This is a genomic window from Rhodococcus sp. P4_C10, assembly GCF_056402135.1.
On the sequence record NZ_JBFUHZ010000037.1, the window covers coordinates 19575 to 45842 of the forward strand.

The 26268-nt window shown below is 70.2% G+C and carries 24 protein-coding genes, 1 tRNA gene and 1 pseudogene; 12 read left to right on the forward strand and 14 right to left on the reverse strand.

What is annotated here, in order from left to right; translation table 11 throughout:
• Positions 1–5 precede the first annotated feature (5 nt).
• Entirely contained in the window at positions 6–686 is a 681-nt protein-coding gene (nth, locus tag AC1DWC_RS20540) for an endonuclease III (RefSeq protein ID WP_477911086.1), read from the reverse strand.
• Positions 687–872: 186 nt separating this feature from the next.
• Between nth and AC1DWC_RS20545 the strand changes: the two genes are divergently transcribed.
• Both AC1DWC_RS20545 and AC1DWC_RS20550 read left to right on the forward strand, forming a co-directional pair.
• Positions 873–1136: a hypothetical protein gene (locus tag AC1DWC_RS20545; protein ID WP_072845441.1), complete on the forward strand. Its 264-nt coding sequence runs from the start codon at positions 873–875 to the stop codon at positions 1134–1136.
• 191 nt (positions 1137–1327) lie between these two features.
• Positions 1328–2002, forward strand: coding sequence for a Crp/Fnr family transcriptional regulator (locus tag AC1DWC_RS20550; protein WP_072845440.1), 675 nt, complete (start codon positions 1328–1330; stop codon positions 2000–2002).
• Positions 2003–2078: 76 nt separating this feature from the next.
• Here the strand turns inward: AC1DWC_RS20550 and AC1DWC_RS20555 are convergent, their stop codons facing one another.
• The 4 genes from AC1DWC_RS20555 to AC1DWC_RS20570 all read right to left on the reverse strand — a co-directional run bounded on the left by AC1DWC_RS20555 (position 2079) and on the right by AC1DWC_RS20570 (position 4535).
• Positions 2079–2972, reverse strand: a complete 894-nt coding sequence (locus tag AC1DWC_RS20555) for an LLM class flavin-dependent oxidoreductase (RefSeq protein ID WP_477911011.1) — start codon at positions 2970–2972, stop codon at positions 2079–2081.
• 67 nt (positions 2973–3039) lie between these two features.
• Positions 3040–3825 (reverse strand): MBL fold metallo-hydrolase, encoded by a 786-nt coding sequence (locus AC1DWC_RS20560; RefSeq protein ID WP_477911013.1) that lies wholly within the window; start codon positions 3823–3825, stop codon positions 3040–3042.
• An 81-nt stretch (positions 3826–3906) separates the two neighbouring features.
• Complete coding sequence (locus tag AC1DWC_RS20565) at positions 3907–4365, reverse strand: RidA family protein (RefSeq protein WP_072845437.1); 459 nt, start codon at positions 4363–4365, stop codon at positions 3907–3909.
• 5 nt (positions 4366–4370) lie between these two features.
• On the reverse strand, positions 4371–4535 hold the full coding sequence (locus AC1DWC_RS20570) for a DUF4177 domain-containing protein (RefSeq protein WP_092775768.1): 165 nt from the start codon (positions 4533–4535) through the stop codon (positions 4371–4373).
• 104 nt (positions 4536–4639) lie between these two features.
• On the opposite strand from AC1DWC_RS20570, the gene bagA reads away from it, so the two are divergent.
• Complete coding sequence (gene bagA, locus AC1DWC_RS20575) at positions 4640–5656, forward strand: ATPase BagA (RefSeq protein ID WP_477911015.1); 1017 nt, start codon at positions 4640–4642, stop codon at positions 5654–5656.
• Positions 5653–6765 (forward strand): ATPase BagB, encoded by a 1113-nt coding sequence (gene bagB / locus AC1DWC_RS20580; RefSeq protein ID WP_477911018.1) that lies wholly within the window; start codon positions 5653–5655, stop codon positions 6763–6765. The genes bagA and bagB overlap by 4 nt, the downstream gene beginning before the upstream one ends.
• Positions 6766–6784: 19 nt before the next feature.
• On the opposite strand, the gene AC1DWC_RS20585 is transcribed toward bagB, so the two are convergent.
• Together AC1DWC_RS20585 and AC1DWC_RS20590 are read right to left on the reverse strand one after the other, a co-directional pair.
• On the reverse strand, positions 6785–8032 hold the full coding sequence (locus AC1DWC_RS20585; protein ID WP_477911020.1) for an MFS transporter: 1248 nt from the start codon (positions 8030–8032) through the stop codon (positions 6785–6787).
• Positions 8029–8514, reverse strand: coding sequence for a MarR family winged helix-turn-helix transcriptional regulator (locus tag AC1DWC_RS20590; protein ID WP_477911022.1), 486 nt, complete (start codon positions 8512–8514; stop codon positions 8029–8031). The genes AC1DWC_RS20585 and AC1DWC_RS20590 overlap by 4 nt, the downstream gene beginning before the upstream one ends.
• 123 nt (positions 8515–8637) lie before the next feature.
• On the opposite strand from AC1DWC_RS20590, the gene AC1DWC_RS20595 reads away from it, so the two are divergent.
• Positions 8638–9087, forward strand: a complete 450-nt coding sequence (locus AC1DWC_RS20595; RefSeq protein ID WP_477911024.1) for a cupin domain-containing protein — start codon at positions 8638–8640, stop codon at positions 9085–9087.
• A 92-nt stretch (positions 9088–9179) separates the two neighbouring features.
• Here the strand turns inward: AC1DWC_RS20595 and AC1DWC_RS20600 are convergent, their stop codons facing one another.
• Positions 9180–9503, reverse strand: a complete 324-nt coding sequence (locus AC1DWC_RS20600; protein WP_092775827.1) for a WhiB family transcriptional regulator — start codon at positions 9501–9503, stop codon at positions 9180–9182.
• 273 nt (positions 9504–9776) lie between these two features.
• On the opposite strand from AC1DWC_RS20600, the gene AC1DWC_RS20605 reads away from it, so the two are divergent.
• Positions 9777–12161, forward strand: coding sequence for a penicillin-binding protein (locus AC1DWC_RS20605; RefSeq protein ID WP_477911026.1), 2385 nt, complete (start codon positions 9777–9779; stop codon positions 12159–12161).
• A gap of 60 nt (positions 12162–12221) precedes the next feature.
• Here AC1DWC_RS20605 and AC1DWC_RS20610 read toward each other — a convergent pair.
• Positions 12222–12614: pseudogene (locus AC1DWC_RS20610) on the reverse strand (GatB/YqeY domain-containing protein); the annotation flags it as partial.
• Positions 12615–12683: 69 nt separating this feature from the next.
• Between AC1DWC_RS20610 and AC1DWC_RS20615 the strand changes: the two are divergent.
• Together AC1DWC_RS20615 and AC1DWC_RS20620 are read left to right on the forward strand one after the other, a co-directional pair.
• Positions 12684–13646 (forward strand): metallophosphoesterase, encoded by a 963-nt coding sequence (locus tag AC1DWC_RS20615; RefSeq protein ID WP_477911028.1) that lies wholly within the window; start codon positions 12684–12686, stop codon positions 13644–13646.
• Positions 13647–13685: 39 nt separating this feature from the next.
• Positions 13686–13759: transfer RNA gene (locus AC1DWC_RS20620), tRNA-Pro, on the forward strand.
• 112 nt (positions 13760–13871) lie between these two features.
• Here AC1DWC_RS20620 and AC1DWC_RS20625 read toward each other — a convergent pair.
• Positions 13872–14252 (reverse strand): VOC family protein, encoded by a 381-nt coding sequence (locus tag AC1DWC_RS20625; RefSeq protein WP_477842137.1) that lies wholly within the window; start codon positions 14250–14252, stop codon positions 13872–13874.
• A gap of 352 nt (positions 14253–14604) precedes the next feature.
• Between AC1DWC_RS20625 and AC1DWC_RS20630 the strand changes: the two genes are divergently transcribed.
• The 3 genes from AC1DWC_RS20630 (at position 14605) to AC1DWC_RS20640 (ending at position 20466) form a co-directional block, all read left to right on the forward strand.
• Positions 14605–17499 (forward strand): beta strand repeat-containing protein, encoded by a 2895-nt coding sequence (locus AC1DWC_RS20630; protein ID WP_477911030.1) that lies wholly within the window; start codon positions 14605–14607, stop codon positions 17497–17499.
• Positions 17500–17656: 157 nt separating this feature from the next.
• Positions 17657–19000, forward strand: a complete 1344-nt coding sequence (locus AC1DWC_RS20635; RefSeq protein ID WP_477911032.1) for an MFS transporter — start codon at positions 17657–17659, stop codon at positions 18998–19000.
• Positions 19000–20466: a pyridoxal phosphate-dependent decarboxylase family protein gene (locus AC1DWC_RS20640; RefSeq protein ID WP_477911034.1), complete on the forward strand. Its 1467-nt coding sequence runs from the start codon at positions 19000–19002 to the stop codon at positions 20464–20466. Before AC1DWC_RS20635 ends, AC1DWC_RS20640 begins: the two co-directional genes overlap by 1 nt.
• A gap of 165 nt (positions 20467–20631) precedes the next feature.
• On the opposite strand, the gene AC1DWC_RS20645 is transcribed toward AC1DWC_RS20640, so the two are convergent.
• A complete protein-coding gene (locus tag AC1DWC_RS20645) occupies positions 20632–21093 on the reverse strand; it encodes a Fur family transcriptional regulator (RefSeq protein WP_477911036.1) in 462 nt (153 codons plus the stop codon).
• A gap of 243 nt (positions 21094–21336) precedes the next feature.
• Positions 21337–22836 carry a catalase gene (locus AC1DWC_RS20650; RefSeq protein ID WP_477911038.1) on the reverse strand — a complete coding sequence of 500 codons (1500 nt, stop codon included), beginning with the start codon at positions 22834–22836 and terminating at the stop codon, positions 21337–21339.
• 563 nt (positions 22837–23399) lie between these two features.
• On the opposite strand from AC1DWC_RS20650, the gene AC1DWC_RS20655 reads away from it, so the two are divergent.
• The gene (locus tag AC1DWC_RS20655) at positions 23400–23759 is read left to right on the forward strand and encodes an Rv2640c family ArsR-like transcriptional regulator (protein WP_477911040.1); all 360 of its coding nucleotides are present in this window, start codon (positions 23400–23402) and stop codon (positions 23757–23759) included.
• A 12-nt stretch (positions 23760–23771) separates the two neighbouring features.
• On the opposite strand, the gene AC1DWC_RS20660 is transcribed toward AC1DWC_RS20655, so the two are convergent.
• A complete protein-coding gene (locus tag AC1DWC_RS20660) occupies positions 23772–24398 on the reverse strand; it encodes a class F sortase (protein ID WP_477911042.1) in 627 nt (208 codons plus the stop codon).
• Positions 24376–26181, reverse strand: a complete 1806-nt coding sequence (locus tag AC1DWC_RS20665; RefSeq protein WP_477911044.1) for a hypothetical protein — start codon at positions 26179–26181, stop codon at positions 24376–24378. The genes AC1DWC_RS20660 and AC1DWC_RS20665 overlap by 23 nt, the downstream gene beginning before the upstream one ends.
• Between the last annotated feature and the right edge of the window lie 87 nt (positions 26182–26268).

Here is a 26268-nt window from a genome sequence, read left to right on the forward strand (position 1 = left end):
TCAGCTCACCGACCCGCCAGGTCGAGCAGGTGTTCGGTCTCGGGGCCCTTCACCAGGGCCGCGGCCACCTCGGGGTCGGTCGGGCCGACGCCGAACGACGGGCAGTCCTTCGCCAGCACGCACACCCCGCAGGCCGGCTTCTTGGCGTGGCACACCCGGCGCCCGTGGAAGATCACCCGGTGCGAGAGCAGGGTCCACTCCTTGCGGGGGATCAGTTCCCCGACCGCGTGCTCGACCTTGACCGGGTCGTCCTCCTGCGTCCATTCCCAGCGCCGCACGAGCCGGCCGAAGTGGGTGTCCACGGTGATACCGGGCACATCGAAGGCGTTCCCGAGGACCACGTTGGCGGTCTTGCGACCGAAGCCCGGCAGCGTCACCAACTCCTTCATCGTGCGAGGCACCTCACCGTCGAAACGTTCCACCAACGCCTGCCCGAGGCCGATGAGCGAGTTGGTCTTGTTCCGGTAGAAGCCGGTGCTGCGAATGTATTCCTCGAGTTCCGCGCGCTCCGCCCCGGCGTAGTCCGCGGCGGTGCGATACCGCGCGAACAACGCGGGCGTCACCTGGTTAACCCGCACGTCAGTGCACTGCGCGGACAGAATCGTCGCGACCGACAGCTCCAGCGGCGTGGCGAAGTCCAGCTCGCAGTAGACGTGCGGGAACGCCTCGGCCAGCCGCCGGTTCATCCGTCGGGCGCGGCGCACGAGACCGAGCTGGGTCTCGTCGCGACGGCGACTTCCGGCGGACGCGACCCGACGCGGAACCGGGGTCTGCGAAACAGTTGAGGACACCCGGACAACTCTACGGACGAGTAGGTGAAGGCCTCACCGATCGTTTCGCTTCTGAGACATTCGCCGTGTTTACTTCCCGGTATGCAAGGTCTCGCTGTGGTGCTCTTCCCAGTGCTGCTCATGCTGTTTGCGCTGGCGATGGAGCGGGTGGAATGCCGCCTACGCCGGCTGACGGTGCGCGAGCAGGAGGTCCAGGAGTTCCTGGACCAGGCAAGTCATGCCGAGGTGGCGACCCTCGCCGAAGAGGGTCTGCCCCGGGCACTGGCCCGATTCCACCGTCGCCGCAAGCGCGGCGGCGTCGACGCGGAGGACGAGCCGCCGCTGTCCACACAGCGCGCCAGCTGACCGCTGCCCGACGATCCGTGACCATTCGACGTGCGCGGGGTGTCGCCGGTCACTAATGTTCGAGCGCGGACAGCTAGACTTACTTGGACAAGCTACAAAACCGTCGGCACAGCCAAAGTGCCGAAGCACGGCCGGGAGCCTCACGACGGGCACCCGGACGTCAGAATCAAGATCCCTATGAAGGAGCGCACGTGGACGAGGTCCTGGCCAGAGCCGGAATCTTCCAGGGAGTCGAGCCGTCGGCAGTGGCCGCACTGGTCAAGCAGCTCCAGCCAGTCGACTTCCCCCGTGGGCACGTGATCTTCAACGAGGGCGAGCCCGGCGACCGGCTCTACATCATCGTGTCCGGCAAGATCAAGCTCGGTCGCCGCTCCCCCGACGGTCGCGAGAATCTGCTGACCATCATGGGCCCGTCCGACATGTTCGGCGAGCTGTCCATCTTCGACCCCGGTCCCCGCACCTCGACGGCCACCACCGTCACCGAGGTCCGAGCCGTGCAGATGGACCGCGACGCCCTCAAGTCCTGGATCGACCAGCGACCCGAGATCGCCGAGCAGCTGCTGCGTGTGCTGGCCCGCCGCCTGCGCCGCACCAACAACAACCTCGCGGACCTCATCTTCACCGACGTCCCCGGCCGGGTCGCGAAGGCGCTGCTGCAGCTCGCCCAGCGTTTCGGCACCCAGGAAGCCGGCTCGCTGCGAGTGACGCACGACCTCACCCAGGAAGAGATCGCCCAGCTCGTGGGCGCCTCCCGCGAGACCGTGAACAAGGCGCTCGCCGACTTCGCGCACCGCGGCTGGCTGCGTCTCGAGGGCAAGAGCGTGCTGATCTCCGACTCGGAGCGTCTGGCCCGCCGCGCGCGCTGACACCACCGCAGATCTGACCGAGCCGTCCGTCCCCCTCGGGGGCGGGCGGCTTCGTCGTTCCCGGCCCGTCGCGGCCTCAGGCCCGGTGCCGCGCGACCGCCTCGCGCACCGCGGGCACCACCTCGACCGCCCACCGGCGGTGCTGGTGCGGGTCGTCCCCCTCGGCACCGAAGACGAAGGTGTCCATACCCGTCTCGACGACCAGTCCGGTCAGCTCCTCGACCCACTGCCCGACCGGGCCGCCCAGGAAGCCGCCGCCGGGGCCGTCGGTGATGGCGCCGAAGACGTTGTAGATGCGCTGGATGTCGGCGGGGTCGCGGCCGGCGGCCGTCGCGGACTCGTCGATCCGCGCGTGCATGTCGGGCAGCTTCGGCGGCGGGAAGTAGCTGTTCGACGGCGCCCAGCCGTCGGCCTTGCGGCCGAGCACACCGAGCATCCGTGGACCGCCCACCCCCAGCCAGATCCCGATGTCGTGGGCGGGCCGCGGCCCCGGGTGCACCCCGGCCAGCCGGTGGTGGGTGCCGTCGTAGCGCACCGACCGCTCCCCGGACCACATCAGCCGGATCACGTCGACGGCCTCCGACAACGCCCCCGCCGCCTCCCCCGGTGTGCGCTCCGGCCCGTCCATCGCGGTGATGGCCGACCAGAAGGCGCCGGCGCCGAGCGCGAGTTCGAACCGTCCGCCGGACAGCACGTCCAGGCTCGCCGCCGCCTTCGCCATCACCGCCGGGGGCCGCAGGGGCAGGCAGGCCACGTCGGGGAACACCCGGATGCTGGTGGTCCGGGCCAGCACGAACGCCATCAGCGACCAGGTGTCGAGGAAGTCCTTCTGGTACGGGTGGTCCTGGATCCCGACGAGGTCCAGCCCCTCCTCGTCGGCCATCTCGACCAGGTCGAGGACCTCGTCCGCCCGACCCGACTCCGGGGTGGGAAACATGCCGAACTGCAGCGGACGTCCGTAGTCGGTCATCGACGAGCTCCTCGGTTCGCGGGAACACCGAGTTCCACGCTCGCCCACCGGGACCGGAAACGCAACGTCAGCGGCGGAGATAGTCCAGCTGCACCCGAACGGACTGCTCGGCCACCGGCCACAGCTTCTCGTCGACGTCCGTGTACACGTGCTCGACGACGCTGCGCACGCTCGCGTCCGCACCGAGCGCCTCCAGGGCGGCGCGGACCTGGTCGAGCCGGTCCTCGCGATGGTCGAGGTACTGCTGGGCGACGGTCTGCAGGTCGGGCAGGTCCGGGCCGTGACCCGGGAGCACCGTGCGGCCGGTGCCGAGGTCGATCAGCGACCGCAGCGAGGCCAGGTAGTCGCCGAGGTCGCCGTCCGTCGAGTCGAGGACGGTGGTGCCGCGGCCGAGGATGGTGTCGCCGGTGAGCACCGAGCCCTCCCCCTCGATCACGAACGACGTCGAGTCGAGCGTGTGCCCGGGCGTACGCAGCACCCGGATCGCGAGCCCGACCTCCTCGATGAGTTCGCCGTCGGGCAGGCCGGCGTCGGTGCGACGGCGGAACTTCGGGTCCACGGACCGGACCGGGGAGCCGGTCAGCTCGACGAACCGGTCGATGCCGCCGGTGTGGTCCCGGTGCCGGTGGGTGATCAGCGTCAGGGCCACCGGGCCGACCGACGCGACCCGCAGCAGGTGTTCCTCGTCGGCCTCGCCGGGGTCGACCACGACGCATTCCTCGCGGCCCGGGGCCCGCAGGATCCACGTGTTGGTCCCGTCGAGCGTCATCATCCCGGGGTTGTCCTCCAGCATCACCGCGGCGATGTCGGTGACCTGTCGGAGCTGCGCGTACGCCGGATGTGCTGGGGTCATGGGCTCACCTTACAAACCGCGGCTGCGCCACCCCTTGCGGGCGGCGCAGCCGCGCAGCGTGTTCGGACGATCCCGGCCGGTTCAGCGAACCTCGACGATGACCTCGACCTCGACGGGCGCGGCGAGCGGAAGCTCGGCCACCCCGACCGCGGACCGGGCGTGCACGCCCGCGTCGCCGAAGACCTCACCCATCAGCTCGGAGGCGCCGTTGATGACGCCCGGCTGGCCGGTGAAGCCCTCCACGGACGCGACGAACCCGACGAGCTTGACCACCCGCACGACGGAGTCCAGTCCGACCAGCGCGTCGATCGCGGCCAGCGCGTTGAGCGCACAGGTCCGGGCCGCGGCCTTCGCCTCGTCCGCGTCGACGGGCCCGCCGACCTTTCCGGTCAACGGCAGTGCGCCGTCCACGAACGGGAGCTGCCCCGAGGTGTAGACGAGGTCGCCGGTCCGCACCGCCGGGACGTACGCCGCGACGGGGGCCGCCACGGCGGGCAGCTCGAGGCCCAGCTCGGCCAGACGCGCCTTCCACTGTCCCATCGCGGTCAGCCCTTCGGGCGCTTCAGGTACGCCACGTGCTGTTCACCGGTGGGGCCGGGCAGCACCGACACCAGTTCCCAGCCGTCGGCTCCCCACTGGTCGAGGATCTGCTTGGTCGCGTGGGTCAGCAGCGGAACGGTCGCGTACTCCCAGGTGGTCAATTCACTCATGCGGGAGAGCCTAGTGCCCCGCCGCCGAAGTCCACCGACGCAGATTTCCGACGCGGGCAACCGGCCCCGGCACAATGCGGGGCCGCGACTTATAGGCTCCGGGTGTGGCAGCACCTGCGAGCACACCCGCATTCGAATGGCCGGCCAAGGCGGACAAGGCCCGCCTCCACTTTGTCTCAGGCAAGGGCGGCACCGGAAAGTCAACCGTTGCTGCGGCTTTGGCCCTGGCATTGGCCGCGGGCGGGCGGCGAGTACTGCTCGTCGAGGTCGAAGGACGGCAGGGCATTGCGCAGCAGTTCGACATGCCGCCGCTGCCCCCGGCGGAGACCAAGATCGCCACGGCCGACGGCGGCGGCGAGGTGTTCGCGCTGGCACTCGACATCGAGACCGCGTTCCTCGAGTACCTCGACATGTTCTACAACCTGGGCTTCGCCGGCCGCGCGATGCGCCGGATCGGCGCCGTCGAGTTCGCGACCACGCTGGCGCCGGGCCTGCGCGACGTCCTGATCACCGGAAAGATCAAGGAGTGCGTGATCCGCACCGACAAGTCCGGTGTCCGGGTGTACGACGAGGTGGTGGTGGACTCGCCGCCGACCGGCAGGATCGGTAGCTTCCTCGACGTGACGAAGGCGATGGCGGACCTGGCCAAGGGCGGGCCGGTGCACTCCCAGTCGGAAGGGGTGGTGCGCCTGCTGCACTCCGACGAGACGATGGTGCACCTGGTGACGGTGCTCGAGGCCCTCCCGGTGCAGGAAACCGCGGACGCCGTCGTGGAACTCGAGGCCGCGGACCTGCGGATCGGCGCCGTGATCGTCAACCGCAGCGCGACCGCGTACCTGCCCACCAAGGAGATGGCCGACGCGGCCGCGGGCGTCATCGACGCCGACGCGGTCCGGGCCGGTCTCGCCGCGGCGGGCATCACGCTCTCCGACGACGACTTCGCCGGCCTGCTCACCGAGACCATCGAGAACGCGTCGACGCTGCGCGCGCAGGACGACAGCGCCGAGAGCCTCGACGCGCTGGACGTCGCCCGCCTGCACCTGACCGCGCTGACCGACGGCGTCGACCTCGGCGGGCTGTACGAACTCGCCGAGCAGCTGGCCGAACAGGGCGTCCGGTGACGGCCCCGCTCGACGTCGGCGGCATCCTCGCCGACCCGAAGTCCCGGATCGTGGTGTGCTGCGGGTCCGGCGGCGTGGGCAAGACCACCACCGCCGCGTCGATGGCGCTCCGGGCCGCCGAGCAGGGCCGACGCGTGGTGGTACTGACCATCGACCCGGCTCGCAGGCTGGCGCAGGCGCTCGGCGTCGAGGACCTCGGCAACACCCCGCAGCCGGTGCAGCTGGGGCCGGGCGCGACCGGCGAGCTGCACGCGATGATGCTGAACATGCGGCGCACCTTCGACGACATGGTGCTCGAGCACTCGACACCGGAGAAGGCCCAGCAGATCCTGGCGAACCCCTTCTACCAGACCGTGGCCACCTCGTTCTCCGGCACGCAGGAGTACATGGCGATGGAGAAGCTGGGGCAGCTCGCCGCCAGCGACGAGTGGGACCTGGTGGTGGTCGACACCCCGCCGTCGCGCAACGCGCTGGACTTCCTCGACGCCCCGCAGCGGCTCGGTGCCTTCCTGGACGGCCGGATGATCCGGATGCTCTCCGCCCCGGGGCGTGGCATCGGACGCCTGGTGACCGGCGCGATGGGCCTGGCCCTCAAGGCCGTGAACACCGTCGTCGGCAGCCAGATGCTCGCCGACGCGTCCGCGTTCGTGCAGTCCTTCGAGTCCATGTTCGGCGGGTTCCGGGAGCGCGCCGCCCGGACCTACGAGCTGCTGCGGGCCGACGGCACCCACTTCATGGTGGTCGCCGCGCCGGAGCCGGACGCGTTGCGGGAGGCGTCGTTCTTTGTCGAGCGGCTGACCTCCGACGGGATGCCGCTGGCCGGACTGGTGCTCAACCGCACACACCCGACGCTCAGCTCGCTGTCCGCCGATCGCGCGGTGGCGGCGGCGGACCAGCTGAAGGAGAACGCGGAGCACCCGCTGGCGGCCGCGGTGCTGCGAATCCACGCGGAACGGGCCCGGACCGCGCAGCGCGAGCTGCGGATGCTGGGCCGTTTCTCCAAGGCGCACCCGCGCGTCCCGGTGGTCGGCGTGCCGTCGCTGCCCTTCGAGGTGTCCGACCTCGAGGCCCTGCGGGCCGTCGCCGACCAGCTCACCGGCCAGGTCTGACGGCAGGTCGGGCGCGGGCTCAAGCCGCGCCGGGGACGGGTTCCGGCGCGGCCGCCGCCCGCCGGCGCGCGACCAGCAACGCGAGCCCCGCCGCGACCAGGCAGGACGCCGCGCCCATCGCCAACGCGGCCCGGCCGCCGAACTCCTCGGCGACGAAGCCGGCGATCGGCCCACCGATCGGGGTCGAGCCGAGGAACGCGACGGACCACAGCGCCATCACCCGACCTCGCATGCTCGGGTCCGCCCCGAGCTGCAGGGTGCTGTTGCCGGTCGCCATGAAGCCGACGCTGGCGGCCCCGACGAAGGCCAACGCGACCAGTTCGAGCCAGAGCGTGGGGGCGAAGGCCGCGGCCGCGATCAGCACCCCGAACACCACCGCCGATGTCGAAAGCGCCCGCACCCCGGTCCGTCCGCGGGCCGCGACGTAGAGCCCGCCGACCACCGCGCCGGCCCCCATCGCCGCGGTCATGAAGCCGTACACCTCGGCGCCGCCGCCGAAGGTCTCCCGCGCCAGCACCGGCAGCACCACCTGGAACTCGTAGGCGAGGGCACCGACCAGCGCCATCATCAGCAGCGGGATCAGCAGCTCCGGCGTGCGGCCGACGTAGCCGAGGCCCTCGCGCAGCTGCCCGGGACTGCGCCGCACCGGCGGCGACGGACAGAGCGCGGCGACGTCGAGACGGACCAGGGAGACCACGACGGCGACGAAGCTCAGGGCGTTGAGCAGGAAGCAGATCCCGAGTCCGCCCGCGGCGATCACGATCCCGGCGACCGCCGGTCCGACCGCGCGGGCCGCGTTGACCAGCACCGAGTTGAGGCTGACGGCGTTGCGCAGGTCCGCGGGGCCGACCATCTCGAGCACGAACGCCTGCCGGGCGGGATTCTCGAAGCAGTTGTTCATGCCGAGCAGGAACGCGAGCAGGTACACCTGCCAGAGGGTGACCGTGTGGGTGACCGTCAACAGGCCCAGGACCAGGGCCAGCACCCCCATCATGGCCTGCAGCCCGATCATCAGCCGGCGCTTGTCGAGCCGGTCCGCGACGACGCCGCCGTACGGCCCGAACAGCAGGACGGGCAGCGTCTGCAGGGCCACCACGAACCCCAGTGCGGTGCCGGAACCGGTCAGCTGCAGCACCAGCCACGACTGCGCGACGGCCTGCATCCAGGTGCCGACCATCGAGACCGCCTGGCCGCCGAAGTAGAGCCGGAAGTTGGGGTTGGACAGCGAGGCGAAGGTGTCCCGCCGGATGTCGGCGAGGGCGGTCACCGCACGTCCATCCGGTCGCGGTCGCTCGCCGACGCCGCCTCGACCGGCGCCCGCATCTGCGTGGCCAGCGCCTCGATCGCGGGCAACGCCAGCAGCAGTCGGTCGGCCTGACCGTCCGGCAACGCGGCGAGGCCGGAGGCGAACAGCCGGGTCCTGTCGCGGCGCAGCCCCTCGTGCAGCTCCTCGCCGGCCGGGGTCACCTGCACCAGCACGGCGCGGCGGTCGGCGGGATCCGGTGAGCGGGCCAGCAGCCCGTCCGCCTCGAGCTTGCCGATCACGCGGGAGAGCATCGTGGGGTTGAGGCCCTCGGTCGCCGCCAGCTCGCCGACCCCGAGGGGGCCGAGCCTGCTCACGGTGCCGAGCACGGAGAGCTGGGTCCGGGTCAGCCCACCCCCGGAGACCTGCCGGTCGACAAGCCGCGAGATCCGGGCCAGGGCGACCTTGAGTCTGGTGACCTCGTCGTCGGTGAGCGTCCTGGGCATGCGACCACCTCCGTTTTACTTGCCTATCGGCAAGCATACGCCCGGGTGGTCGCACTCCCCCGAATCCGCGGACGGCCGCCGACCTCCGGACAGGAAGGCGGCGGCGGTGCCATGCTGACTGCCATGGCGACACTGCCCGACTGGGCACAGGCACTGGAGCTGGCCCCACACCCGGAGGGCGGCTGGTACCGGGAGACCTGGCGCAGCGACGTCACCGTCCCGGCCGGGGCCCTGCCGGCCGACTACCCGCACTCGCGCTCCGCGGGCACCGCGATCCTGTTCCTGCTGATGCCCGGCGAGCAGTCGGCGTGGCACTGCGTGCGCAGCGACGAGATCTGGTTCTGGCACCGCGGCGGGGCACTGCACCTCGACCTGGGCGGCGACGGGACGGAGCCGGGCTCGCCGAACCGACACGCCCTCGGCGCCGACGTCCTCGCCGGACAGTCGCCCCAGTTCGTGGTGCCGGCGCGACACTGGCAACGGGCCCGCCCGGCCGGGCACGAAGCGGTGCTCGTCAGCTGCGCCGTCGTACCGGGATTCGACTTTGCGGATTTTCGGCTTCACGGCGGGTGACCCGGCCGCGGCGCCCCACGCGGCCGACCCGGACAGCGCACTGGCCGGGCCCGTTGACGGGGTCCCGGCCAGCGACGAGAGAATTAGTCCGTTCAGATGACAGGGGCCTGGTGCCGCTGCGCCTCGAAGAAGTCCGCCCAGGACTCGACCTCGGGGTGCTGCTTGAGCAGCGCACGGCGCTGGCGCTCGGTCATTCCGCCCCACACGCCGAACTCGACACGGTTGTCCAGGGCGTCCGCGCCGCACTGCATCAGGACCGGGCAGTGTCGGCAGATCGTGGCGGCCTTGCGCTGCGCGGCACCGCGAACGAACAGCTGATCGGGATCGACCGCTCGGCATCGCGCCTGCGTAACCCACGCAATACGAGCCTCTGCCTCTTCGACATCCAGCCGGTTTCCCGAGGTGATCACGGTCATCTTCTGCCCCTCCTGCAATACGAGCGTCGCCCTCGCTGACGCTCTTGGGATGTGGTGGGCGCGCCCTATCATGAGCGAGTCTCACCACATTCCTGATCTAGTGTTATCTGAATCACACCGCCTCCCAATTTAGGCAATGTACAACGGTTTGCGCAAGGTGCTGGGCCCACTTTTTTGGTACGGACGTGCATCCAGGACACTCGTCAGCCATCGCGCGAGGTGGCACGACCCGCGCTCGGGGCCCGAGCACGCACGGCCACGTACTCTGTCGGGGTGCCAATCGCAAAGACAGTCGCGAAACTCGCCGGATGCTCTGCCCTTGCCGGGGCGCTCCTGGCGGGCGTGATGTTCCCGTTGGCCGGCGGGTTCGGAATCGCGTCGAACCGGGCCGCGGACGCCGTCGACAACGTGTCCGCAGAACTCATCGAAGGCGATGTGCCGGCGGTGTCGACCATGGTCGACGTCGACGGCAACCCCATCGCCTGGCTCTACGAGCAGCGCCGGTTCGAGGTGCCCAGCGACAAGATCTCGAACGACATGAAGCTGGCGATCGTCTCCGTCGAGGACCGGCGGTTCGCCGACCACCAGGGGGTGGACTGGCAGGGCACAGTGCGCGCCTTCCTCACCAACACCACCAGCGGGCAGGTTCAGCAGGGCGCGTCCACCATCGACCAGCAGTACGTGAAGAACTACCAACTGCTGGTCGTGGCGAAGACCGACGCCGAGCGCCGGGCCGCCATCGAGACCACCCCGGCGCGCAAGATCCGGGAGATCCGGATGGCGCTGACGCTGGACAAGAAGCTCACCAAGGACGAGATCCTCACCCGCTACCTGAACCTGGTGCCGTTCGGCAACGCGTCGTTCGGCATCCAGGACGCGGCCCGCACCTACTTCGGGGTCGACGCGAAGGACCTCAACCTGACGCAGTCCGCGATGCTGGCCGGGATGGTGCAGTCCAGCTCCGCGCTGAACCCGTACACCAACCCGGACGGCGTGCTCGAACGCCGCAACACCGTGCTCGACACCATGATCGCGAACATCCCGGACCGCGCTGGCGAGATCCGGGCTGCCAAGGACGAGCCCCTCGGGGTGCTGCCGGAGCCGCAGACTCTGCCCCGCGGGTGCATCGCCGCCGGCGACCGCGGCTTCTTCTGCGACTACGCGCTGCAGTACCTGGCGAATGCCGGGATCAGCCGCGAGCAGGTCGAGAAGGGCGGCTACCTGATCAAGACCACCCTCGACCCGAAGGTGCAGAACTCCGCGCACAGCGCGCTGACCGCGACCGCCAGCCCGACCGTCGAGGGCGTCGCGCAGGTGATGAACGTGATCGCGCCCGGCCAGGACCAGCACCGGGTGCTGGCGATGAGCAGCAGCCGCAACTACGGACTCAACGGCGAGATCAACGAGACCGTCCAGCCGCAGCCGTACTCGCTCGTCGGCACCGGCGCCGGCTCGATCTTCAAGATCTTCACCACGGCCGCGGCGATGGAGAAGGGTCTCGGCACCGACGCGGTCCTGCAGGTTCCCGGCCGGGTCGACGTCAAGGGCATGGGATACGGCGGCGCCAAGGGCTGCCCGCCCGCCACCTACTGCGTGGAGAACGCGGGCAAGTACCCGCCCGCGCTGTCGGTGACCGACGCGCTGGCCCAGTCGCCGAACACCGCCTTCGTCAAGCTGATCGAGGCCGCCGGCGTCACCCCGACCGTGGACATGGCGGTCCGCCTCGGCCTGCGGTCCTACGCACAGCCCGGCACCTCCGGGCAGGGCGACGGTCAGTCCCTCGCCGACATGCAGAAGCAGCAGAACCTCGGCTCGTTCACCCTCGGCCCGACCTGGGTGAACCCGCTGGAGCTGTCCAATGTCGCGGCGACCCTGGCCTCGCACGGGAAGTGGTGCCCGCCGACGCCGATCGACTCGATCGTCGACCGCACCGGCAAGCCGGTGTCCGTCACCCAGCAGGCCTGCGAGCAGGTCATCGCCCCCGGCCTGGCGGACACGCTGGCGAACGCACTCAGCCACGACGACAAGCCCGGCGGCACCTCCGCCGGCGCGGCCGGTTCCGTCGGCTGGACGCTGCCGATGTCCGGCAAGACCGGTACCACCGAGTCGCACATGTCCTCGGCGTTCCTCGGCTTCACCAACAACCTCGCGGCCAGCGTGTACGTCTACGCGGACTCGCCGACGCCCCGCGAGATCTGCACCTCGCCGCTGCGCCAGTGCAGTGAGGGCAACGTCTACGGCGGCACCGAACCCGCCCGGGCCTGGTTCCTGGCGATGAAACCGATCGTGAACGAATTCGGCCCGACGTCGCTGCCGCCCCTGGACCCGAAGTACCAGCGTGGATCGCAGAACGCGCAGGTCCCCGAGGTGGTGGGGATGAGCCAGGCGCAGGCGACCGGCGCCCTGCAGGCCGCCGGGTTCACGGTGAACGCCGTGTCCATGTCCGGGGAGAGCGCGCGCGGCACCACGCTGAGCACGTCACCGGCAGGGCTCGCGGTCCCGGGCTCGTCGATCACGCTCTACGTGAGCGACGGGACCGCCAAGAAGACGGCGCCCACACCGGCACCGGGCGCTCCCGGCGGCCCCGGCGCCCCGGACGGACAGGCGACGATCCAGCTGCCCGGCCTGCCCCCGATCACCCTGCCGGTGCCGCGCTGACACCGCGCCGCTGACATGAAGCCGCCCGGGTGCGGGCGGGAGCACTCGACTCCCGCCCGCACCCATCTGACGCATACCGGGACGCTCCCCCAGCTCCTCCGCGACCTGGGCGATCGCGGTGTCCGCAACGTCGGCCAGTTCGGCGTCGGTCAGCGGGGTGGGCAGGTACTCGTCGATGATCCGCGCCTCGGCGTGCTCCTTCGCGGCCAGTTCCCCGCGACCGTTCTCGGTGTAGATCTCGGCGGACTCGCCGCGCTTCTTCGACTCCTTGGCCAGTACCTTGAGCACGTCGTCGTCGGTGAGTTCGCGCGACTCCTTGCCCGCGACCTCCTCGGTCTGGATAGCGGCGAGCAGCATTCGCAGGGTCTGGGTGCGCAGCGTGTCCTTGGCCTTCATCGAGGTCGTCAGGTCGGCGCGCAGGGTGCTCTTCAGGCTGGCTGTGGAATCGGACATGGTGCCGAACGCTACGCGCCTCAGGCGGTGAGGCGCATGTCGATTGCGCCCGCTGCGTATCCTTGAGTGGTGTTTGACAACCCTCGCAACGTCCTCCGCGGAACCGCGGCCGGTGTGGTCGGAGCCGCGGCGCTCGGCGTCGGGTACGCCTCTCTGATCGAACGGAACGCCTTCACCCTGCGTGAGGCGACCATGCCGGTGCTCGAGCCCGGGTCCCCCTCACTGCGGGTGCTGCACATCAGCGACCTGCACATGATGCCCGGGCAGAAGCTCAAGCAGAACTGGCTGCGCGAACTGGACCGTCTCGACCCCGACCTGGTGGTGAACACCGGCGACAACCTCTCGCACCAGCGGGCGGTGCCCGCGGTCGTGCAGTCGCTCGGCAGCCTGCTGGCCCGGCCGGGCCTGTTCGTCTTCGGCAGCAACGACTACTTCGCACCGAAGCCGAAGAACCCGCTCAAGTACTTCAACAAGGAGCACAAGCGGACGCACGGCGAGCCGTTGCCGTGGAAGGACCTGCGGGCGGCGTTCACCGAGCGCGGCTGGCTGGACGTGACGCACACCCGCCGGGAGCTCGAGGTGGCCGGCATCCGCATCGCGACGGCAGGCGTCGACGATCCGCACCTCAAGCGGGACCGCTACGACACCATCGCCGGCCGGCCGAACCCGATGGCGAACCTGCGGCTCGGCATCACCCACTCGCCCGAGCCCCGGGTGCTGGACCGGTTCGCCGACGACGGCTACGACCTGGTGCTCGCCGGCCACACCCACGGCGGCCAGCTGTGCCTGCCGTTCTACGGCGCGCTGGTGACCAACTGCCAGCTGGACCGGTCCCGGGTCAAGGGTCCGTCGAAGTGGGGCGCCCACACGCGCCTGCACGTCTCCGCCGGCGTGGGCACCTCCCCGTACGCCCCGGCGCGGTTCTGCTGCCGCCCGGAGGCGACCCTGCTGACACTGGTCGCATCCCCCTCCAGAGGGCCAAAACAGGGCGTCCGACCAGGCGTTTCGCGTTCTTCGGCAGTCGTGCGCTAGACTTCGCTGGCTGCCAAAACAACGGCAGTGAGCAGGGCACGGGGTGTGGCGCAGCTTGGTAGCGCGCTTCGTTCGGGACGAAGAGGTCGTGGGTTCAAATCCCGCCACCCCGACAGTGCTCGAAGGCGCCMTCCGATTCATTCGGATGGCGCCTTCGCTGTTTCCGGGACTCTTTCGCGCGCTCCCGGACCGTTCAGTGCCGCCGGCTGTGCCAGACGGCGCCGGTCACTCGTCCTGGTGAATCTGGATCAGGTTTCCGCAGGTGTCGTCGAAGACCGCCGAGGTGCCGGACTGGTCCGCGGTCGGCTCGCCGGTGAACCGCACGCCCAGCGCGGACAGGCGCTCGTACTCCGCACGCACGTCCGGGGTGCCGAACACGATGATCGGCAGGCCCTGCTCGTAGACGCCCCTGCGGTACGCCTCGGCGACCGGGTTGTCGCTCGGCTCGAGCAGCAGTCCCACGCCGTCGGGATCCTGCGGCGACCGCACGATGTACAGGTTGTACTCCGGCATTGCCATCAACTCCTCGAAGCCCAGGACGTCGCGGTAGAACTCGAAGGCCGCGGCCGGGTCGACGACATGGATTCCACACATCTTGATTCGCATGTCCCGACGCTAACGGCGACCGCCGACATCAGCCCTCGACTGTCGCCACGACGCCCCCGCGTCCGCACCCCCGCCTACCCGCATCCGACTCCTGAGGCAACCCCGAAGAACCCGGCGAACGCGTTCCAGAAGATGCGTCAAACCTCACACGATGGTTCGCTCGATACCGACCCGTAACAGAGGCCAGTCGCTCTCAACTGGCGTTTGACCCTATCCCGTTACCCTTTGGTAACTTATTGGCCCTTTTCAGATAACTGCAACAAGTTCCGGTTTCCGGTGACAGAGTGTGGTGGATTTCACCCACCCCCGATGTTCGGCTAGGCCATCCCCGGGCCGAGCGCAAGGAGTTTCCATGTCGAGATCCCAAGTGCGGCGTGTTGCCGTACCGGTCACCAGCGCGGCGGTCGTCGCCGGAATGATGCTGATCGGAGCCCCGGCGAACGCCGCGACCACCACGACTCCGTTCAAGAATTCTTGCCAGGCCAAGGCGGTACTCACTGTCGACAAGGTGGCCGACACCTCGATGACGGTCGACGCGCCCGCCACCGTCGCACCCGGCGAGACGTTCACCTACCGAATCCAGCCCGGCGGAGGGTCGTACCCGAACAGCGACTCCGGAGCGACCACCACCAGTGTCTCGCGATTGAAGGTCGACTACGCGATCCCTGCCAACGCCACCTTCGTCAGCGCTGCGGTCGTGGGGACCGGCATCAACCTGACCGGCGCAACACCGAGCGTGATTCGGGTGGACGACGCGGGCAATCCGAGCGCCTCGGGCGGCCTCCTCCGACTGTCCGGCAACAACCAGACCATCGGCAACGGTCCGTCCTCGAGCACCAACTCCGAGGGCGGCATCATTGCGCCCAAGCTGAAGAAGGACCTCAACGGCAACGCCACCAGTGGCGACAGCTGGTTCCGGCTGCCCGCCGTCGACGTGACGATGACCGCGGGTGCACCCGGCGTGATCACCCCCAAGGTTCGCGGTGGCGGCAACGCCTCCGCCTACAGCAACGACATGAACTACTACACCTTCCTGCCGCTGGCCAGTTTCTTCGGCAACCAGTGGGCACCCACCCGCTGCATCCCCAGCGACAACAAGAGCGCAGCCAACGCAGGCGCCGGCCCCCTGGCCACCATCACGGTGAGCAACCCGGGCCCGGTCATCGTCGACACCACCACCACGCTGAACGTCCCGGCCACCGCCAAGACCGGCACCGCCGTCGACCTCACCGCCACCGTCGCCCCCGCCGGCGCCACCGGCACCGTCCAGTTCAAGGACGGCGCCACCAACATCGGCGGCGCGACCCCCGTCAACAACGGTGTCGCGACGCTGAACCACACCTTCACCACCGACGGTGCACACTCCGTCACCGCCGTGTACTCCGGCGACGCGACCAACCGCACGTCCACCTCGGCAGCCTCCAACGTCGACGTCTCCACGGACCCGGTCATCGTCGACACCACCACCACCCTGAACGTCCCGGCCACCGCCAAGACCGGCACCGCCGTCGACCTCACCGCCACCGTCGCCCCCGCCGGCGCCACCGGCACCGTCCAGTTCAAGGACGGCGCCACCAACATCGGCGGCGCAATCCCCGTCAACAACGGCACCGCGACGCTGAACCACACCTTCACCACGACCGGTGCGCACTCCGTCACCGCCGTGTACTCCGGTGACGCGACCAACCGTCCGTCCACCTCGGCGGCGTCCACCGTCGACGTGTCGGTCAACGTTGTCGACACCACCACCACGCTGAATGTTCCGGCGACCGCCAAGACCGGCACCGCCGTCGACCTCACCGCCACCGTCGCCCCGAGCGGCGCGACCGGCACGGTCGAGTTCAAGGACGGCACCGCCGTCCTGGGCAGCTCCCCTGTCAACAACGGCACCGCGACGCTGAACCACACCTTCACCACCAACGGCGCACACTCCATCACCGCCGTCTACAGCGGCGCCAATGGCTTCGCCACCAGCACCTCCGCTGCCGGCACCGTCGACGTCACCACTGACCCGGTCATCGTCGACACCACCACCACGCTGAACGTCCCGGCCACCGCCAAGACCGGCACCGCCGTCGACCTCACCGCCACCGTCAGCCCGTCTGACGCCACCGGCACGGTCGAGTTCAAGGACGGCACCGCCGTCCTCGGCAGCTCCCCCGTCGCCAACGGTGTCGCGACGCTGAGCCACACCTTCACCACCAACGGTGCACACTCCGTCACCGCCGTCTACTCCGGTGACGCCACCAACCGCACGTCCACCTCGGCAGCCTCCAACGTCGACGTCTCCACGGACCCGGTCATCGTCGACACCACCACCACCCTGAACGTCCCCGGCACCGCCAAGACCGGCACCGCCGTCGACCTCACCGCCACCGTCAGCCCGTCTGACGCCACCGGCACCGTCCAGTTCAAGGACGGCGCCACCGACATCGGCAGCGCGATCCCCGTCAACAACGGCACCGCCACGCTGAACCACACCTTCACCACGGATGGCACGCACTCCGTCACCGCCGTCTACTCCGGCGACGCCACCAACCGCACCTCCACCTCCACGGCCTCGAACGTCGAGGTCTCCACGGATGTCGTGGTTGCCGACACCACCACCACGATGAACGTGCCGGGTGAGGCCACCACGGGCGACCAGGTCGAGCTCTTCGCCCTGGTCAAGGACGGCGACAACAACCCCGCCGTCGGCGGCACCGTCCAGTTCACGATCAACGGCACCAACGTCGGCGGCGCGATCGCCCTCGTCGACGGCGGCGCGAAGCTCGACCACACCTTCGCCGCCAGTGGCGCGTACACCGTCGGCGCCGTCTACAGCGGCTCCGCGACGTTCAACGGCTCGACCGCGACGGCTGCGTCCGTCAACGTCACCGATCCGGCGCCGGTCGAGCTCGACACGGTCACCACGCTGACCGCGCCGGCGACCGCCACCAAGGGCGACGCGGTGAACCTGTCCGCGGCCGTGAAGACCCAGGCCGGTGACCCGGTCACCTCCGGCACCGTCACCTTCATGGACGGCGCCACCGCGATCGGCACCGCCGTCGACGTGGTCAACGGCCAGGCGACCCTGTCGCACGCCTTCGCCCTCACCGGCGACCGGCACATCACCGCCGTCTACAGCGGTGCGTCGGGCCTGAAGGAGTCGACCTCGGCCGCCTCCACGGTCACCGTCTCCGCCGGCGGCACCAACCCCGGTGGCACGGGTTCGCTGGGATCGCTCGGGAGCATCTTCGGTTCCTAGTTCCACGCGCAACGTGACAACACCATGACGAACGCCCCTCACCGAAACGGTGAGGGGCGTTCGCCGTGCGGCGGCGTCGATTTCACGCGAATCGACGCCGCGCCTGCTTCCATGCCAACCACCCGCGGAGGGTCGGCAATTGCCCTATGTTGACCGGATGACCATCGCCGTCTCCCGGCTCAGCCGGTCCACCGTCGCCGGGTACTCCCTCGGCTCGGTGGGCACCGGCGGCTTCGCCACCCTCCCCGGGCTGGTCCTCGCCTACTACCTGACGGACACCCTCGGGGTGGCGGCCGCCGCGGCCAGCGTGGTGGTGTTCGCGCCGAAGGCACTCGACCTCCTGGTGAACCCGCTGATCGGGTCCCGTAGCGACGCCGAGGCCGCCCGCACCGGCACCCGGCGGCGGTTCCTCCTGCTCGGTGCGCTCACCCTGCCCGTCTTCTTCGCGCTCACCTTCGCGGTCCCGACGGGCCTGTCCACGTTGGCCGGATGCCTCTGGGTGGGTACGGCCTTCATCGCCGCCGCCGTCGCATTCAGCCTCTTCCAGGTGCCGTACATCGCGCTGCCCGCGGAGCTGACCGACGACTACCACGAGCGGTCACGGCTGATGTCCTGGCGCGTCGCCCTGCTGGGGGTGGCGATCCTGCTGTTCGGGGCCGGCGGCCCGGCCCTGCGCGAACTCGGCGGCGGCGGCCGCCCCGGCTACCTGGTGATGGGTGTCGTCGCCGGGCTGATCCTCGGACTCGGCATGCTGGCCAGCTGGCGGATCGCACCGCGCGGTCCCGCCACCAACGTCGATTCGACTGCCTCGCACGGCATCTCCGAAAGCCTCGCTGCGGTGCGGTCGAGTTCGGCCTTCCGGTTCCTGCTCGGCACCTTCGTGCTGCAGGCCCTGGCAACCGGCTGCATGCTCGGTGGCGCCCAGTACGTGGCCACCTACGTGCTCGACGCCGAGGACGCGGTCTCGTTTCTGTTCGTCGCCCTGGTGGGCCCCGCGGTCGCGGTGATGCCGCTGTGGACGCGACTGGTCCGCCAGTGGGGCAAGCAGCGCGCCTTCTTCCTCGCCTCGGGGCTGTTCCTGGTCGCCGCGCTGGCCCTGCTGGGGCTGCTCTCCGGCCCCGGCGGCTGGGTGTACGCGGTGGTGGCGCTCGCCGGGATCGGCTACGCCGGAATGCAGATGCTGCCGATGTCGATGCTGCCGGACGTGATCAGCGACCACGAGACGCGGTCCGCCGGAGCCGTCCGGGCCGGCGCCTTCAGTGGGGTGTGGACGGCCGCCGAGACGGTGAGCATGGCGCTGGGACCGGCGGTGGTGCTGCTCGTCCTCGCCGCCACCGGATTCGTCTCGTCCGCGGGCGCAGACCCGGCCCCCCAGTCCGACACCGCGATCACCGGGATCGTGCTCGCCTTCGCGCTGGTGCCTGCCCTGCTGGTGGCCGCCAGCATGTGGGCACTGCGCGGCTATCGTCTCGCCGCCGAGGAACGGAACAGGAACCACTGATGCAGTTCGAACACACCCCCACCGAGATCCTCGCCCGCCTCGACGCGCTACGCGCGGCCGACGCCCCCACCGAGGGCGGGCGGCTGCTGTCCTACGTCTACGACCCCGGCGTCGCCGAGCTCCACGACCTGGCCGGTGCCGCGGCACGGAAGGCGCAGTCGCTCAACGGACTCGATCCGACCACGTTCCCCTCCGTCGCGGCGCTCGAGCGGGACCTCGTCGGGCTGGCCCGCGACGTGCTCGCCGACGGGGTGGACGGCGTCGTCGGCTCCGTCACCAGCGGGGGCACCGAGAGCTGCCTGCTCGCGGTGAAGTCCGCCCGCGACAGCTGGCGAGCGGCGACCGGCCGGGACGACCGGCCGACACTCGTGATCGGGTCCACCGCGCACGCCGCGTTCATCAAGGCCGCGCACTACCTGGACCTGCGGCTGCGGGTGCTGCCGGTCGACCCGGACACCTGCCGGCTCCGGCCCGCGGACGTGGCGGCGGCGCTGGACGAGGACGTGGCGCTGGTGGTGGTGTCGACGCCGTCGTACCCGCACGGAGCCCTCGACCCGGTCGCGGAGATCGCAGGAATTTGTGCTGCACAGTCGATTCCGGTGCACGTGGACGGATGCATCGGCGCCTGGGTGTTGCCCTGGTGGCCGGGTGCGCAGGACCGTCCCGCCTGGGACCTCCGGGTGCCGGGGGTCGCGAGCCTGTCGGTGGACCTGCACAAGTACGGCTACGCGCCGAAGGGCGTCTCGGTGCTGCTCTACCGCGACCGGGACCGGCACCGCCGGCAGTGGTTCGCCACCAGCGCCTGGCCGGGGTACGCCGTCGTCAACCCCACCATGCTGGGTTCTCGGACGGTGATGCCCATCGCCGCCGGCTGGGCGGTGTCACAGGCCTTGGGGCGCAGCGGGTTCGCGGAACTCACCGGCCAGATCGCCGGGGCCGTCGAACAGCTCCACAAGGTGGTGGACGCCGTCGAGGGCCTGCGAGTGGTCGGCGACCCGGTGGGCCCGCTGCTCGCGGTGGCCACCGACCCCGATGTCGACGAGTCGAGGCGGGTGGACCCGCACCGTTGGGCGGACGCCGCAAAGGAGCTGGGCTGGGTGCTGCAACCGCAGCCGGGACGCGTCCAGTCCGACGGCACCGCGTTGCCGCGCACTACCCACCTGACGATCACCCCGGTCACCGAGTCGGTCTGCGCCGAACTGGGCGATGCGCTTGCCGCAGCCGCGGATTCGGTCCGCGGCGTCCCCGGGGCCACCGCCCCCGCGGAGTTCGTGGCGGCGGCCGGACAGATCCGCCCGGAGGACCTCACCAGCGAGAACTGTGCCGCGGTGCTGGGCCTGGCCGGCCTGGACCCGGAGGGTGGGCTGGACGGCCCGATGGCCGAGCTGCTGGCGTTGATCGAGGCGCTGCCCGAGCACGTCGCGGAGCGGTTGCTGGTCGAGTTCCTGGCCCGCTTCATGGAGTAGTCGACCGAACCCGGCTCGTCCCCACCCACGGGCGCCGCGGTCACCGGTGGGGGATGATGGAGGCAGGTCGGACAACGAGGGGAGGCACCAAATGGACACCGTGGTCCTGTTCCTGCTGGCGTGCGCGGTCTACTGGTGGGCCCTGCTCTGACCTGACGTCCTCGGTCAGCGCGGGGTCGGCTCCGGGCGCGCGTCGTCGGCTGCCCGGCACCGCTCACACAGGCCCCAGAACACCACCTCGGCCTCGTCGATCGCGAATCCGTGCGGGTCCGAGGGTTGCAGGCAGGGCGCATGCCCGACGACACAGTCGACGTCGACGACGAGGCCGCACCCGCGGCACACCAGATGGTGATGGTTGTCCCCGGTCCGGGTCTCGAACCGCGCCGGGGAGCCGGCCGGCTCGATGCGGCGGAGGATCCCGGCGTTCACGCAGGCCCTGAGCACGTCGTACACAGCCTGCGTGGACACCGACCCGAGCTCCCGCCGAACAGCGGCCGCAACCCCATCGGCGTCGGAATGCGGCTGCGCGGCAACCGCATTCAACACTGCGACCCGCGGTGCGGTCACCCGCAGGCCCGCCGAACGCAACTGCGCCTGGGGGTCGAGGTGGTCGTCGCCGTGCTGCATGAGCCAAGTATCCCCCTTCTCTGGAACAAGTCAAGAAAACACGGCCCCGCACCTCCCCAATGTCACATCGGGGAACCCTGGGGAACCCGATGTGACATTGGGGGAACTGTCGGAGACAGTCGGACACCGGGAACAAACTCCCGACCGCCGCCGTTGAACGAACCGTTGGCGTCCGGACATGCCCCGGGCCTCACCCCTTTAGTCGCCACGTGCGACCACTCGCCGAGAGGCGCCTGTGGGACGTCAACGCGAAGGGCCGCCCCCCCGTGTGTGGGTGGCCCTGATCGCCTTGGCGACGCCCTCGCCGTACGCCGGGTCACATGCGGTGCAGTTGTCGATGTGACGCTGCACCACCTGCTCGGAGGCCCCGTTGATGGCGCGGGCGGTGTTGTCGAAGAGCACCTGCTTCTGCTCGGCGCTCATGTTGTTGAAGAGCACCCGCGGCTGCGAGAAGTAGTCGTCGTCGTCCGCGCGGTAGTCGAAGTGGTCCGCGACCGCGCCGACGGCCTGCGCGGGATCGCGGTACTGCGACTGCTCCTGCCACCGCCCGTAGCTGTTCGGCTCGTAGTGCAGGGAGCCGCCGTTGTTGCCGTCCACCCGCATCGCCCCGTCCCGGTGGAAGTTGCTCACCGGGCAGCGCGGCGAGTTCACCGGGATCTGGTAGTTGTTCACGCCCAGCCGGTAGCGCTGCGCGTCGCCGTAGGAGAACAGCCGGCCCTGCAGCATCCGGTCCGGCGAGAAGCTGATGCCGGGCACCACGTGCGCCGGGTTGAACGCGGCCTGCTCCACCTCGGCGAAGTAGTTGTCCGGGTTCCGGTTGAGCTCCCACTCACCGACCTCGATCAGCGGGTAGTCACCCTTCGGCCACACCTTGGTCAGGTCGAACGGGTGGTAGGACACCTTCGCCGCGTCGGCCTCCGGCATGATCTGCACGCACAGCTTCCACTTCGGGAAGTCGCCCGCCTCGATCGCGTCGAAGAGGTCGCGCTGGTGACTCTCGCGGTCGTTGCCGACCAGCGCGCCCGCCTCGGCGTCGGTCAGGTTCTCGATGCCCTGCTGCACACGGTGGTGGAACTTGACCCAGAACCGCTCGCCCGCGTCGTTGATGAAGCTGAAGGTGTGCGAGCCGAAGCCGTGCATGTGCCGGTACGACGACGGGATGCCGCGGTCGCTCATCACGATGGTGACCTGGTGCAGCGACTCGGGCAGGTTCGTCCAGAAGTCCCAGTTGTTGTTGGCGCTGCGGAGGTTGGTGCGCGGGTCCCGCTTGACGGCGTGGTTGAGGTCCGGGAACTTCAGCGGATCACGGAAGAAGAAGACCGGGGTGTTGTTGCCGACGAGGTCCCAGTTGCCCTCCTCCGTGTAGAACTTGACGGCAAATCCCCGGATGTCACGCTCGGCGTCGGCCGCGCCGCGCTCACCCGCGACGGTGGAGAACCGAGCGAAGAGCTCGGTCTTCTTGCCGACCTCGGAGAAGATCTTCGCGCTGGTGTACTTGGTGATGTCGTTGGTGACGGTGAACGTGCCGTAGGCGCCGGAACCCTTGGCGTGCATGCGGCGCTCCGGGATGACCTCACGGTCGAAGTGCGCGAGCTTCTCGAGGAACCAGACGTCCTGCAGCAGCTGCGGTCCCCGCGGACCGGCCGTCTGCACGTTCTGGTTGTCCGGCACCGGCGCGCCGACCGCGGTGGTCAGCTTCGAGTCGGTCGCCGAGGTGTTCTGAGGATCAGTGCCTTGAGTCATCTGTGGATCCCTTCCTTACTGGCCGAGCCCGGGGGCGTCGGCCACGTTGGACTGCGAACCTCGGTCGGAGCTACATCCGAAGGTGGGCGTGACCCGCCGCGAACCGTGGCTCGCGGCGTGGGGGCTGCTTCTCGGTCACACCAACACTGCAACACCTTTTCTGGAATTAGTCAAGATTAGACGCGGCCTGTCGCGCGGCCGACTCCCGCCCATGCTCGCCCATCGCGGCGTCCGCCGTGGGGCGTTCACGCATTGTTCCCCCGGAAACGAATTCGAGGCCCGAACTCGGCACGGCACCCCTGCCGCCGAGGCGAATTCCGGAGGAGAGTGGTGATTGCGGGCCCAACTCACGAGAGGAGGCGAGGGCCGTGGACATGATGCATATGTTCATGATGTGGCTGCAGCAGATGGGCGTGACGCCACCGATGATGAACATGCCGCCGATGATGAACATGCCGCCGAAGTAGGTCGACGAAGCAACAACCGACCCCGCACGCGGCCGGAGCCGCGCAGCGCGCCAATTCTTAATTGACATATGTCAAGAGGGTGGCAGGATCGGGTGCATGCCGAAGACGTTGCCGACCCTCGACGTGACCGCTCCGGTCTGCTGTGCGCCCGTCTCCGCCGCCCCTCTGACCGACGAGGCCGCGCTGCACGTCGCGCTGCGACTGAAGGCGCTCGCCGACCCGGTCCGGATCAAGCTGATGTCGATCCTGCTGACCGCGAAGGAGGGCGAGGTGTGCACGTGCGACCTCGCCACCGCCGTCGGCCTGGCCGAGTCGACGATCAGCCACCACCTCGGCCAGCTCAGGAAGGCCGGCATGGTCCGCCCGACGCGACGCGGCATGAACGTCTACTACAGCGCACACCGGGACGCCCTCGAGGCGCTGCGGCTGGTCCTCGACCCGCACTGCTGTACCTGAGGGCCGCGGCCGTCAGGTGCCGACCGGCCGAACCAGCTGGGCCACCACGACGTAGTTGTCGTCGGTGGACTCCCCTTCCCGGACATCGCAATTGGCGAGGAGCAGCCGCCCGGCCACCGACTCGCGCAGCTCGTGGGCACCGAGCAGAGATCCCTTCGGCAACGGGCCCGCGGTCTCGACCGCGTACTCCAGGACGCCCGCGGTCGTGCGGAGCACCACGCGGTCCCCGGGTTCGACCACCCGCAGCGCCCGGAACGGCGCCTCCCGCTTGGCGTAGTTGTGCCCCACGACCACGACGGTCTGCCGGGTCCCGGTCCCGGGGAGGCCACTCTCGCCCCACCAGACCGGACGCTCGTCGATCGGGTCCAACCGTTGCCCGCCGGGCCCTCCCCGCATCAACTCCTCGGGGTGGAGCGGACTGCTCAGATAGGTGGTCCCGGCGGGTGTCCGCAGCTCGATCCGCGTCGGCTCGGCCGGCGCGACAACCGCGTCCGCCGGTGGAGCCGCAGCGATGTGCGACTCCACCGGCGACCGGTCGGGCGGCGGCCCGGCCTCGGCACCCGAGCATGCGGGCGCCAGAGCCAGCACGGCCGCTGCGACCAGCAGGCGGCCGGCGCTACGAGGCGGTGTTCGACGCATCGTCGGCGCGCCGGCGACGCACGAGGACCGTCCCCGCGGCGGCGGCCGCACCGAGGACACCGACACCGACCAGCACGGCCGGGACGCTCACCCCGATCGACTGGGTACCGGTCGACGAATCCCCCAGCGCGAGGTCGACCGGGGGCAGTCCGCCGGCCAGCGCCTCGTCGCCGTCGGCGTCGGTGACGTAGTAGTCGACCACGTCGAATGCGCCCTTGCTGGTGTAGTAGCCGACCAGCTTCACACCGGTCCCGTCGACCACCGCGGTGGTGTCGTCGATCTTGGTGACGCCCTCCCCGTCGGAGGTGTGGTCGCCGATGACGACGTCACCGCCGACGCCGACGCCGTCCGCAATGTCCTTCGCGGCGTTGGCCTTGAGCTCTTCGAGAGCCTTCGTCGCCTTCTTCGCCTCGGCCTCCGAGGCCTCGGCCTTCGCCGTGGCCTCCTTGGCCTTGGCCGCGGCCGCGTCGGCCGCGACCTTGGCGTTCTCGGCGGCGAGGTAGAGGTCCTGTGCCTTCGCGCTCGCCGCGTCGGCCGCGGCCGCCTTCTTCGTCGCCTCCGCCGCCTTCGCGTCGGCCTCTGCCCGCTTGTCGGTCGCCGACTCCCCGGCGGCGACCGCTGCGGCGCGGGCCTTCTCGGCCGCTTCAGCGGCTTCAGCGGCCTCGCGCCTGGCCGCTTCGGCGGCCTCGGCCGCGTCCGCTGCCGCCTTCGTCGCGGCGTCGGCGGCCTCGGTCTCGGCGCTCGCCGCGGACTCGGCCTTCTTCGCCTCGGTCTCGGCGGCGCTCGCCCTCTGCTGTGTGTCCCTCACCGCGACGGCGAGGCGCTTGGCCTCCCAGGATGCCGCCAGCGCCTCGAGCTTCGCGGCCGCCGCCTTCGCGAAATCCCGCTCCTTCCAGGCCTCCTCGGCCTCCTTCTCCTTGTCCGCGACCTGCCGTGCCTTGGCGTCGGCGGCGGTCTTGGCCTCGTCCGCCTTGGCCTGCAGCGCATCGGCCTCGGCGCGGGCCCGCTCGGCCTCCGCCGTCTTGGTGCCGGATCCGGCGGCCTTCGCGGCCTCCTCCAGTTCCGCCGCGCGCGCGGCGGCCGCATCCGCCGCGGCCTGGGCGGTCTCGGCGACCTGCTTCGCCTCGACCGCAGCGGCGTCGGCAACCTTGGCCTCGCCCTCGGCCTGCTTAGCCGTCTGCTCGGCGGTCGCGGCCTGCTCCTTGGCCTGGTTCGACTCCACGGCGGCCTTCGTCGCCTCGACGCTCGCCTTGGTCATCGCCTCGGTCGCGCTCGCGGAAAGTTCGTTCGCCGCAGCCGAATCCGTGCCCGCCTTGGTCGCCGCGTCGGCAGCCTTCTTGGCCTCGTCGGCCGCGGCCTTGGCCTTCGCCTCGGCGTCGGCAATCGCGGCCTTGTCCGGCTCCGAGGACCCGGCGCTCCCGGTTCCCGAACTCCCGGTCCCCAGGCTCCCGGTCCCCAGGCTCCCGGTCCCGGTCTCCTGCTTCTCCGTCGCGGTTCCGGTCTCCTGCTCCTCCGTCGCGGTTCCGGCTCCGGTGTCTGTGCTGTCGGCCCCCGCCTCCTGCTTCACCGGATCGGTGGCGACACTCTCCGTGCCTTCCGCAACCGCATCCCCCGTGACCGCTTCCTCACTGCAGGTGACGGCCGGGTCAGCGCCCGGGATGCACTTGACCTCCGGATCAGCCGACGCGATGCCGGTGGCACTCACCGCGATTCCGAGCGCCAGCACCGCCCCGGCCGCCGCGGCCCGAGCCCTCCGAGTACTGACAATGGACTGCTCTGACATAGTCTCAACCTCTTTCGGCCTTCTTGCGAAGACGGTGATTCGACGACGATCGTGGTAGCCGAAAACGGTTCTGCTGTGGGCAGTTCC

Coding starts and splice junctions, on each gene's coding strand:
- AC1DWC_RS20655 (WP_477911040.1), top strand. CDS start 23,400: ATGCCGAAGACGTTGCCGACCCTCGACGTGACCGCTCCGGTCTGCTGT.
- AC1DWC_RS20665 (WP_477911044.1), bottom strand. CDS start 26,181: ATGTCAGAGCAGTCCATTGTCAGTACTCGGAGGGCTCGGGCCGCGGCG.
- AC1DWC_RS20630 (WP_477911030.1), top strand. CDS start 14,605: ATGTCGAGATCCCAAGTGCGGCGTGTTGCCGTACCGGTCACCAGCGCG.
- AC1DWC_RS20640 (WP_477911034.1), top strand. CDS start 19,000: ATGCAGTTCGAACACACCCCCACCGAGATCCTCGCCCGCCTCGACGCG.
- AC1DWC_RS20590 (WP_477911022.1), bottom strand. CDS start 8,514: ATGCCCAGGACGCTCACCGACGACGAGGTCACCAGACTCAAGGTCGCC.
- AC1DWC_RS20650 (WP_477911038.1), bottom strand. CDS start 22,836: ATGACTCAAGGCACTGATCCTCAGAACACCTCGGCGACCGACTCGAAG.
- AC1DWC_RS20555 (WP_477911011.1), bottom strand. CDS start 2,972: ATGACCGACTACGGACGTCCGCTGCAGTTCGGCATGTTTCCCACCCCG.
- AC1DWC_RS20595 (WP_477911024.1), top strand. CDS start 8,638: ATGGCGACACTGCCCGACTGGGCACAGGCACTGGAGCTGGCCCCACAC.
- AC1DWC_RS20570 (WP_092775768.1), bottom strand. CDS start 4,535: ATGAGTGAATTGACCACCTGGGAGTACGCGACCGTTCCGCTGCTGACC.
- AC1DWC_RS20660 (WP_477911042.1), bottom strand. CDS start 24,398: ATGCGTCGAACACCGCCTCGTAGCGCCGGCCGCCTGCTGGTCGCAGCG.
- AC1DWC_RS20600 (WP_092775827.1), bottom strand. CDS start 9,503: ATGACCGTGATCACCTCGGGAAACCGGCTGGATGTCGAAGAGGCAGAG.
- AC1DWC_RS20645 (WP_477911036.1), bottom strand. CDS start 21,093: ATGCAGCACGGCGACGACCACCTCGACCCCCAGGCGCAGTTGCGTTCG.
- AC1DWC_RS20625 (WP_477842137.1), bottom strand. CDS start 14,252: ATGCGAATCAAGATGTGTGGAATCCATGTCGTCGACCCGGCCGCGGCC.
- nth (WP_477911086.1), bottom strand. CDS start 686: ATGAACCGGCGGCTGGCCGAGGCGTTCCCGCACGTCTACTGCGAGCTG.
- AC1DWC_RS20635 (WP_477911032.1), top strand. CDS start 17,657: ATGACCATCGCCGTCTCCCGGCTCAGCCGGTCCACCGTCGCCGGGTAC.
- AC1DWC_RS20545 (WP_072845441.1), top strand. CDS start 873: ATGCAAGGTCTCGCTGTGGTGCTCTTCCCAGTGCTGCTCATGCTGTTT.
- AC1DWC_RS20565 (WP_072845437.1), bottom strand. CDS start 4,365: ATGGGACAGTGGAAGGCGCGTCTGGCCGAGCTGGGCCTCGAGCTGCCC.
- AC1DWC_RS20560 (WP_477911013.1), bottom strand. CDS start 3,825: ATGACCCCAGCACATCCGGCGTACGCGCAGCTCCGACAGGTCACCGAC.